General features: G+C 54.0%; 10 protein-coding genes and 1 tRNA gene. 9 read left to right on the top strand and 2 right to left on the bottom strand.

The features are described 5' to 3' along the window. Positions 1 to 120 precede the first annotated feature (120 nt). Positions 121 to 387: an FAD assembly factor SdhE gene (gene sdhE, locus EHN07_RS19775; protein WP_124025719.1), complete on the top strand. Its 267-nt coding sequence runs from the start codon at positions 121 to 123 to the stop codon at positions 385 to 387. Next, complete coding sequence (locus EHN07_RS19780; RefSeq protein ID WP_124025720.1) at positions 368 to 790, top strand: protein YgfX; 423 nt, start codon at positions 368 to 370, stop codon at positions 788 to 790. The genes sdhE and EHN07_RS19780 overlap by 20 nt, the downstream gene beginning before the upstream one ends. A 7-nt stretch (positions 791 to 797) precedes the next feature. On the opposite strand, the gene fldB is transcribed toward EHN07_RS19780, so the two are convergent. Beyond that, positions 798 to 1319, bottom strand: coding sequence for a flavodoxin FldB (gene fldB, locus EHN07_RS19785; protein WP_124025727.1), 522 nt, complete (start codon positions 1317 to 1319; stop codon positions 798 to 800). A gap of 112 nt (positions 1320 to 1431) precedes the next feature. Here fldB and xerD point away from each other — a divergent pair, with 112 nt between their 5' ends. The 7 genes from xerD (at position 1432) to EHN07_RS19820 (ending at position 8582) form a co-directional block, all read left to right on the top strand. Next, positions 1432 to 2328 carry a site-specific tyrosine recombinase XerD gene (gene xerD, locus EHN07_RS19790; RefSeq protein WP_124025721.1) on the top strand — a complete coding sequence of 299 codons (897 nt, stop codon included), beginning with the start codon at positions 1432 to 1434 and terminating at the stop codon, positions 2326 to 2328. 24 nt (positions 2329 to 2352) lie between these two features. Beyond that, entirely contained in the window at positions 2353 to 3069 is a 717-nt protein-coding gene (dsbC, locus tag EHN07_RS19795) for a bifunctional protein-disulfide isomerase/oxidoreductase DsbC (protein ID WP_124025722.1), read from the top strand. Between the two features lie 7 nt (positions 3070 to 3076). Beyond that, positions 3077 to 4810 (top strand): single-stranded-DNA-specific exonuclease RecJ, encoded by a 1734-nt coding sequence (gene recJ / locus EHN07_RS19800; RefSeq protein ID WP_124025723.1) that lies wholly within the window; start codon positions 3077 to 3079, stop codon positions 4808 to 4810. Positions 4811 to 4905: 95 nt separating this feature from the next. Beyond that, a protein-coding gene (gene prfB, locus EHN07_RS19805) for a peptide chain release factor 2 (RefSeq protein ID WP_124025724.1) occupies positions 4906 to 6004 on the top strand; the annotation gives its coding sequence in 2 pieces (ribosomal slippage) (positions 4906 to 4980 and positions 4982 to 6004; 1098 coding nt in all). Positions 6005 to 6013: 9 nt separating this feature from the next. Then, positions 6014 to 7528: a lysine--tRNA ligase gene (gene lysS, locus EHN07_RS19810; RefSeq protein WP_124025725.1), complete on the top strand. Its 1515-nt coding sequence runs from the start codon at positions 6014 to 6016 to the stop codon at positions 7526 to 7528. A gap of 64 nt (positions 7529 to 7592) precedes the next feature. Continuing rightward, a complete protein-coding gene (gene actS, locus EHN07_RS19815; protein WP_124025726.1) occupies positions 7593 to 8354 on the top strand; it encodes an amidase activator ActS in 762 nt (253 codons plus the stop codon). A gap of 154 nt (positions 8355 to 8508) precedes the next feature. Then, positions 8509 to 8582, top strand: a tRNA-Gly gene (locus EHN07_RS19820). Between the two features lie 101 nt (positions 8583 to 8683). Here EHN07_RS19820 and EHN07_RS20785 read toward each other — a convergent pair. Continuing rightward, positions 8684 to 8866: EAL domain-containing protein (locus tag EHN07_RS20785; protein WP_124024356.1), on the bottom strand; the 183-nt coding region annotated here is incomplete at its 5' end.

Consider the following 8866-nt stretch of genomic DNA (forward strand, 5'->3'; position numbering starts at 1 on the left):
ACAAAGAAGGAAAAACCACGCTTTTTCCTTCTTTGTGGCAAGCGGCCGAAAATCAATAAATTGATTTTCTTTAGTCTGACTAATATTTGTATCTTTTATCAGATAACCAGGAAAGAGCAGATGGATATCAATAACAAAGCCCGAATCCATTGGGCGTGTCGCCGGGGAATGCGCGAGCTGGATATTTCGATTATGCCATTCTTTGAATATGAATATGACTCGTTAAGCACGCAGGATAAGCAGCTATTTGTCCGTTTGCTGGAAAGCGATGATCCAGACCTGTTTAACTGGTTAATGAATCATGGCAAACCGGCTGATAGCGAGCTGCAACGGATGGTGACACTGATTCAGACACGGAATAAAGAACGTGGTCCTGTGGCAATCTGATCTTCGCGTCTCCTGGCGTGCGCAATGGCTGTCGCTGCTGGCCCACGGTCTGGTTGCGCTGTTAGTGCTGTTGATGCCGTGGCCGATGAGTTACACGCTGGTCTGGATGCTGCTGCTTTCACTGGTGGTGTTCGATAGCGTACGCAGTCAGCGGCGCATTCATGCCTGCCAGGGCGAAATGAAAATCCTGACCAACTACCACCTGCGCTGGCAAAACCAGGAATGGGAAATCGTGGGGTCGCCCTGGGTATTACGTAGCGGTATGATGCTGCGCTTACGCCGCGCCGGGCGCAAGCGTTGCCAGCATTTATGGCTGTCTGCTGATAGCATGGATATGGCTGAATGGCGTGATTTACGCCGCCTGATGCAGCAACAGCAGGCGAGCGGTAACGGCGAAGCCTGAGCGGCTGTCAGGCAAATTTTTCGGCCATTTCTGTGAGGATCTGCTGGCACCAGCTTTCGATGCGCTCATCGCTCAGATCGTACTGATTGGTTTCATCAAGCGCCAGGCCAACGAACAGTCGCCCATCGGCAATCACCGGTTTGGGGCTGGTAAATTCGTAGCCTTCGGTTGGCCAGTAGCCAATAAACTGAGCGCCGCGCGGGGCCAGTTTATCGTGCAGCATCCCGAGCGCATCCAGGAACCATTCGCCATAGCCAAGCTGATCGCCCATGCCATACAGGGCAACCGGTTTGCCTGCAAGATCCAGTCGGTCCAGCCGATCCCAGGCGGCTTCCCAGTCTTCCTGTAATTCGCCGAAATCCCAGGTCGGGATACCGAGGATCAGCGCATCGTACTGTTCCATCATGGCCGGTGAGTCATCTTTCAGATTGTGCAGCGTCACCAGTTCCGGGCCAATGATGTCACGAATTTTTTCGGCAGCCATTTCGGTGTAACAGGTGCTGGAGCCATAAAAAAGGCCAATGTTCATCGCGTTAATAACTCTTTTAAAAACCTGCAGGCTGGCAATTGTACCAGATCCCATGGTGCATCATGCATAATGGGCACCATTCGCCAAACCCTGGGCAAGTAAGGAGGCAGTTGTGGAGCAGGATCGGGCCCGAATCGAACAATTTCTTGATGCGCTCTGGCTTGAGCGGAACCTGGCACAGAACACATTGGACGCCTACCGCCGGGATCTCAACATGGTGGCCCAGTGGCTTACGCGCCACGATCTGGACTTACTGAATGTCCAGACAAGCGATTTGCAGCTGCTATTTGCTGAGCGTCTTGAAGGCGGCTATAAGGCAACCAGTTCGGCCCGCATGTTAAGCGCCATGCGCCGACTGTTCCAGTATCTGTATCGCGAAAAACTGCGCGATGATGATCCGGGCGTGATGCTTTCATCGCCAAAATTACCGCAGCGTTTGCCGAAGGATTTAAGCGAAGCGCAGGTCGAACGCCTGCTGCAAGCGCCCTGTATCGATCGGCCTGTCGAGTTACGTGATAAAGCCATGCTCGAATTATTGTATGCTACCGGGCTGCGCGTTTCTGAGTTAGTCGGCCTGACCATGAGCGATGTGAGCCTGCGTCAGGGCGTGGTTCGGGTCATTGGTAAAGGCAACAAAGAGCGCCTGGTGCCGATGGGCGAAGAGGCCGTTCACTGGCTGGAAAATTACCTTGAACATGGCCGCCCCTGGCTGCTTAATGGCGTGTCTATTGATACGGTTTTCCCCAGTAATCGCGCCCAACAGATGACGCGCCAGACATTCTGGCATCGCATCAAACACTATGCGGTGCAGGCGGGAATCGACAGTGAAAAGCTGTCACCCCACGTTCTGCGGCACGCTTTTGCGACGCATTTACTGAACCATGGTGCGGATTTACGAGTCGTACAGATGTTGCTTGGGCATAGCGATTTGTCCACCACCCAAATTTATACGCATGTAGCGACCGAGCGGTTACGCAAGCTACATCAACAGCACCACCCACGTGCGTGAGTGGCAGAAGATAAAGGAATCATCATGAAAAAGCGTTTGTGGCTGCTCCCATTATTAGCGGCCTCTGTGTCCGGTTTTGTTCATGCTGACGACGCAGCAATTAAGCAGTCTCTTGCGAAGCTAGGCGTGCAAAAGGCTGAGATTCAGCCAGCGCCTGTGGCGGGCATGAAAACGGTGTTAACCGACAGCGGCGTTTTATATGTCACTGAAGACGGTAAACATTTTATTCAGGGGCCGCTGTACGACGTCAGCGGCGCGCAGCCGGTTAACGTCACCAACAAATTGCTGGTGGGTAAACTGAACGCGCTCGAAAAAGAGATGATCGTCTATAAAGCGCCGCAGGAAAAACACGTCATTACCGTGTTTACCGACATCACCTGTGGCTACTGCCATAAGCTGCACGAAGAGATGAAAGACTACAACGCGCTGGGGATCACCGTGCGTTATCTGGCCTTCCCGCGTCAGGGGCTGCAAAGCCAGACTGAGAGCGACATGAAAGCCATCTGGTGTGCGAAAGACCCGAAAAAAGCCTTTGATGCCGCGATGAAAGGCGAAGCGGCTGCAGGCGCAAGCTGTGAGGCGAATATCGCTAATCATTACAACCTTGGCGTGCAGTTTGGCATCCAGGGAACGCCGGCAATTGTGCTGAGCAACGGCACCGTTATTCCTGGTTACCAGGGGCCAAAAGAGATGAAGCAAATGCTGGATGCGCACCAACAGCTTACGAACATCGGCGGGTAGTTAACGGGTGAAACTGCAAACACAACTTCGCCGCCGCACCGTCGATGAATCAGTCTTACTACCCCAGCAGCTGCATCCGCTTTTAAAGCGACTGTATGCCAGCCGTGGCGTGCGTGGCGAGCAGGATCTCGAACGCGGCGTGAAGGGCATGCTGCCCTGGCAGCAGCTTAACGGTATGGATAAAGCCGTTGCGTTGCTACACAACGCTTTTCGTCAAGGTCTGCGCATCATCGTGGTGGGGGATTTTGATGCTGATGGCGCAACCAGTACCGCTTTGAGCGTGTTGGGGCTGCGTAGCCTCGGCTGCCAGAACGTGAGCTATCTGGTGCCCAACCGCTTTGAAGATGGCTACGGTTTAAGCCCGGAAGTGGTGGATCAGGCTCATGCGCGCGGCGCGCAAATGATTTTGACCGTCGATAACGGCATCTCATCCCACAGCGGTGTTGAACGCGCTCATGCGCTGGGCATTCCGGTAGTGGTCACTGACCACCACTTGCCGGGGCCGGAGCTGCCTGCGGCGGAAGCTATCATCAACCCCAATCTGGTGGACTGCGAGTTTCCCTCAAAATCCCTCGCGGGCGTTGGCGTTGCGTTTTATCTGATGCTGGCGCTGCGCGCGCACCTGCGCGATTGCGGCTGGTTTGAACAGCAAGGGCTGGCCATTCCAAACCTGGCTGAACTTCTCGATCTGGTGGCGCTGGGTACGGTTGCCGACGTGGTTCCGCTGGATAACAACAACCGTATTTTGACCTGGCAGGGGCTGAGCCGCATTCGCGCCGGGAAATGCCGCCCCGGAATCAAAGCGCTGCTCGAAGTCGCAAACCGTGAACCTCATAAACTTGCCGCAAGCGATCTGGGCTTTGCTTTAGGGCCGCGCCTGAACGCTGCGGGCCGTCTGGACGATATGTCCGTGGGCGTTGCGTTACTGCTCAGTGAAAACATCGGTGAAGCCCGCATGCTGGCCAATGAGCTCGACGCGCTAAACCAGACGCGCAAAGAGATCGAGCAGGGGATGCAGGTCGAAGCGCTGACGCTATGCCAGCAGCTCGAGCTGAGTCACGACGAGTTACCGTATGGCCTGGCGATGTACCATCCCGAATGGCACCAGGGCGTGGTGGGTATTCTTGCGTCACGTATTAAAGAGCGGTTTAACCGTCCGGTGATCGCGTTTGCGCCTGCGGGGGACGGCACGCTGAAAGGCTCTGGCCGCTCTGTGCAGGGGTTGCATATGCGTGATGCTCTGGAGCGTCTTGATACTTTGCACCCAGGTTTAATGCTGAAATTCGGTGGCCACGCAATGGCGGCAGGTTTGTCGCTTGAGGAAGCGAAATTTGATGAGTTTCGTAAGCGGTTTGGCGATCTGGTGGGGGAATGGCTTGATCCGGCGCTGCTGCAAGGCGTGGTGTGGTCTGACGGTGCGATTAGCGCGCAAGAAATGACGCTGGAAACGGCTGAAATGCTGCGTGATGCCGGACCGTGGGGGCAGATGTTCCCGGAGCCACTGTTTGACGGCAAATTCCGCATATTGCAGCAGCGGCTGGTGGGCGAGCGTCATCTGAAAGTGATGGTGGAGCCTATCGGTGGCGGCCCGCTTATCGACGGCATTGCCTTTAACGTCGACACCGCATGCTGGCCGGATAACAGCGTGCGTGATGCCGAACTGGCGTTCAAGCTTGATGTAAATGAGTTTCGCGGTAACCGCACCGTGCAACTTTTAATCGACCATATCTGGCCGATATAGCCAAGCAAAACTATAAAATGCGGCCTGATTCCGGTAAACTTTCCGGTTTACGAGCGCATTTTCGTCTTAGTCCCCAACATAAGATAATACAGACCATGTTTGAAATTAACCCGGTAAAAAACCGCATCCAGGACCTGACCGAGCGCAGCGACGTTCTTAGGGGGTATCTTTGACTACGATGCCAAGAAAGAGCGCCTGGAAGAAGTCAACGCAGAGCTGGAACAGCCTGATGTGTGGAATGAACCTGAACGCGCGCAGGCGTTAGGCAAAGAACGTTCCGCACTGGAAGCCATTGTCGATACCTTAGACCAAATGACCCAGGGCCTGGAAGACGTTACCGGCCTGCTGGAACTGGCCGTCGAAGCCGACGACGAAGAGACCTTCAACGAAACGATTGCCGAGATCGATCAGCTGGAAGCCAAACTGGCACAGCTGGAATTCCGCCGCATGTTCTCGGGTGAGTACGATAGCGCGGATTGCTACATCGACATTCAGGCCGGTTCTGGCGGCACCGAGGCGCAGGACTGGGCCAGCATGTTGATGCGCATGTATCTGCGTTGGGCAGAAGCGCGCGGCTTCAAAACCGAAATTATTGAAGAGTCTGAAGGTGAAGTCGCGGGCATTAAATCCGTGACGATTCGCATTCAGGGTGAATACGCCTTTGGCTGGCTGCGTACCGAAACTGGCGTCCACCGCCTGGTACGTAAGAGCCCGTTCGATTCCGGTGGCCGTCGCCACACCTCCTTTAGCTCGGCCTTCGTCTATCCAGAAGTGGATGACGACATTGATATCGAAATCAACCCGGCGGATCTGCGGATCGACGTTTACCGCGCATCGGGCGCGGGTGGCCAGCACGTTAACCGTACCGAATCTGCGGTGCGTATTACCCACCTTCCGACCAATACCGTGACTCAGTGCCAGAACGACCGTTCGCAGCATAAGAACAAAGATCAGGCGATGAAGCAGATGAAGGCGAAGTTATACGAGCTGGAAATGCAGAAGAAAAATGCTGAAAAGCAGTCGCTTGAAGACAACAAATCGGATATCGGCTGGGGCAGTCAGATTCGTTCTTACGTACTGGACGACTCCCGTATTAAGGACTTGCGTACCGGGGTAGAAACTCGTAACACGCAGGCGGTACTGGATGGCGATCTGGACAAATTTATCGAAGCAAGTTTGAAAGCAGGGTTATGAGGAACCAACATGTCTGAACAACAACAGCAGGGCACCGAAGCGGTCGATCTGAATAATGAACTGAAAGCGCGCCGCGAGAAACTGGCTGGCCTGCGCGAGCAGGGCATTGCTTTCCCGAACGACTTCCGTCGCGATCGTACCTCTGACCAACTGCACGCTGACTTCGATGCTAAAGAGAACGAAGAGCTGGAAGAGCTGGGCATCGAAGTTGCCGTTGCCGGCCGTATGATGACTCGCCGCATCATGGGTAAAGCCTCTTTCGTTACCCTGCAGGATGTTGGCGGTCGCATTCAGCTCTACGTTGCGCGTGACGATCTGCCAGAAGGCATCTACAACGAGCAGTTTAAAAAGTGGGACCTCGGGGATATCCTGGGCGCGCGCGGCAAGCTGTTCAAAACCAAAACCGGTGAGCTTTCGATTCACTGTACTGAACTGCGCCTGCTGACCAAAGCGCTGCGCCCGCTGCCGGACAAATTCCACGGTTTGCAGGACCAGGAAGCGCGTTACCGCCAGCGTTACCTGGATCTCATCTCCAACGACGAATCCCGCAACACCTTTAAAATTCGTTCGCAAATCATGGCTGGCGTTCGTCAGTTCATGGTGGCGCGTGGCTTTATGGAAGTTGAAACGCCAATGATGCAGGTGATCCCGGGTGGTGCATCAGCGCGTCCATTCATCACGCATCACAACGCGCTGGATATCGATATGTACCTGCGTATTGCGCCGGAACTGTATCTGAAGCGCCTGGTAGTGGGTGGCTTCGATCGCGTATTCGAAATCAACCGTAACTTCCGTAATGAAGGCATTTCTCCGCGCCACAACCCAGAGTTCACCATGATGGAACTCTATATGGCGTATGCGGATTACAAAGATCTGATCGAGCTGACCGAATCTCTGTTCCGTACTCTGGCCCATGACGTGCTGGGTACCGCGCAGGTTCAGTATGGTGAAGAGATCTTTGACTTCGACCAGCCGTTCGCCAAACTGACCATGCGCGAAGCTATCAAAAAATACCGCCCGGAAACCGATATTGCGGATCTGGACGATATGGCTAAAGCGCTGGAAATCGCCGCGGCTATCGGCATCAAAGTTGAGAAGAGCTGGGGTCTGGGCCGCGTAGTGACAGAAATCTTTGAAGAAGTGGCTGAAAGCCATCTGATTCAGCCGACCTTTATCACTGAATACCCGGCCGAAGTTTCTCCGCTGGCGCGTCGTAACGATGAAAACCCAGAAATCACTGACCGCTTCGAATTCTTCATCGGCGGTCGTGAAATCGGTAACGGCTTCTCCGAGCTGAACGACGCAGAAGATCAGGCACAGCGCTTTGCCGACCAGGTTAATGCGAAAGACGCAGGTGACGATGAAGCGATGTTCTTTGACGAAGACTACGTCACCGCTCTGGAGCACGGCTTGCCGCCAACGGCGGGTCTGGGCATTGGTATTGACCGTATGGTGATGCTGTTCACTAACAGCCATACCATCCGCGACGTTATCCTGTTCCCGGCTCTGCGCCCGGTGAAGTAAGACGTTCTCATTCCTCCCTGCGGGGAGGAATATCTTCTTTTGATCATGTATTCCGGGGATAAGTTTGCGCAAGGAAAGCACAGTCAGAAAGTGGTCACTCAACGCCATCGTCCTGCTCCTGGGCCTGTTTCTCGTTGCTTGCTCATCAAACAAAGCGAACACCTCTAAAGCCTCCAGAGGAAACTATAGCGGGCCGGTTTATACCGTTAAACGTGGCGACACTCTCTATCGAATTTCACGCATGACCGGCTCAAGCGTTAGCGAGCTGGCGCGTCTCAATGGCATTTCTGCGCCTTATACGCTCGAAGTAGGCCAAAAACTTCGCGTTAAAGGTAGCTCTGGCTCTTCCGCGAAAAAAACAGCGGTAGCGAAAACCTCTAAACCACGCGCATCTACGACGAGCAGCGTGGCGAAAGTGGCCGCGCCTCCGGTTGGGGCAAAATGCTGGCGCTGGCCAACCATGGGCAAAGTGATTGTGCCGTTCTCCAGTAGCGATGGCGGAAACAAAGGCATTGATATCGCAGGCAAACGCGGACAACCGATTTACGCATCCGCTGCGGGAACGGTGGTTTATGTCGGCAACCAGCTGCGTGGCTACGGCAACCTGGTGATGATTAAGCATAATGAAGACTACATCACCGCCTACGCCCATAATGAAAAGACGCTGGTGAATACCAGCCAAAAGATTAGTGCGGGGCAGAAAATTGCCACCATGGGCAGCAGTGGTTCAGATTCTGTGAACCTGCATTTCCAGATTCGCTATCGTGCAAATGCCATTGATCCACAGCGTTATTTACCACCTATGGGCAGTAAACCCTCCTGCTAATGATTTAAAGCCAGAAAAATTCTGGCTCATCATGCAGCTCTACGGCCCCCAACAAAGGTAGTGGAGCAAACAATCGCTTAATAATCCACCACATAAACCGAAAAAGGCGCTTGCCAGTAAGAGCTGAACGTCTATAATGCCTACGCACCACAAGGCGGGTGTAGTTCAATGGTAGAACGGCAGCTTCCCAAGCTGCATACGAGGGTTCGATTCCCTTCACCCGCTCCAGACTCAAGTCTCCTGAAGTCTACCAAACTCAATTTTCCCTTGATAAATCAGAAGTTATAGCACTCTATAATTAAAATATTTTGTCCACTCCAGCCGGGCTATCAGCTCGCCATCATATACAGACCGCTTACCTGCGCTTTCCATTGCTTATGCCAGTGGCTCAGCTCATGCTCCGGCATCGGGGCGGCAGAGAAATATCCCTGGCACATGTCACAGCCGAGTGACGCAAGGTACTGCCAGGTCTGTTTATCCTCCACCCCTTCAGCCACCGATTTCAGCCCCAG

Origin of the sequence: Buttiauxella warmboldiae (assembly GCF_003818135.1) — a bacterium.
Lineage (GTDB): Bacteria > Pseudomonadota > Gammaproteobacteria > Enterobacterales > Enterobacteriaceae > Buttiauxella > Buttiauxella warmboldiae.